The sequence below is a fragment of the Pseudomonas sp. K5002 genome, assembly GCF_013386655.1.
Lineage (GTDB): Bacteria > Pseudomonadota > Gammaproteobacteria > Pseudomonadales > Pseudomonadaceae > Aquipseudomonas.
Genome location: NZ_JACARK010001161.1, coordinates 1 through 347, shown reverse-complemented (window position 1 = coordinate 347; position 347 = coordinate 1). Strand labels below are relative to the sequence as shown.

Sequence of the window (347 nt, the reverse complement as noted above, 5' to 3'; positions counted from 1 at the left end):
ATAACGGATATGTACCCACCCCCCGGCCACACCAATCATCCCCCAGCCTTATCGCGCACCATTCACCCCCAACCGTATTTATTGTGACCACAAGCCCCGTGCCTGACACTCAACCCATCCACCCCTAACCACCCCTGGAGTCCCCAATGAGTGAGCCTGTGCAGTTCCAAGACAAGGTCGTGATCGTCACCGGTGCCGGCGGCGGACTAGGCCGCGCCCACGCACTCCTGTTCGCCAGACACGGCGCCAAAGTGCTGGTCAACGATCTTGGCGGCTCAACCCAGGGCGAAGGCGCCAACGCCTCGGCGGCCGACCGCGTCGTAGCCGAAATCCCCGAAGCCGGCGGC

Annotated in this window: 1 protein-coding gene; it reads left to right on the top strand. The window is 63.7% G+C overall.

Features of this window, described 5'->3' with window-relative positions:
* Positions 1-146: 146 nt before the first annotated feature.
* A partial coding sequence (locus HX846_RS34425) for an SDR family NAD(P)-dependent oxidoreductase (protein ID WP_178967172.1) occupies positions 147-347 on the top strand: 201 nt, incomplete at its 3' end.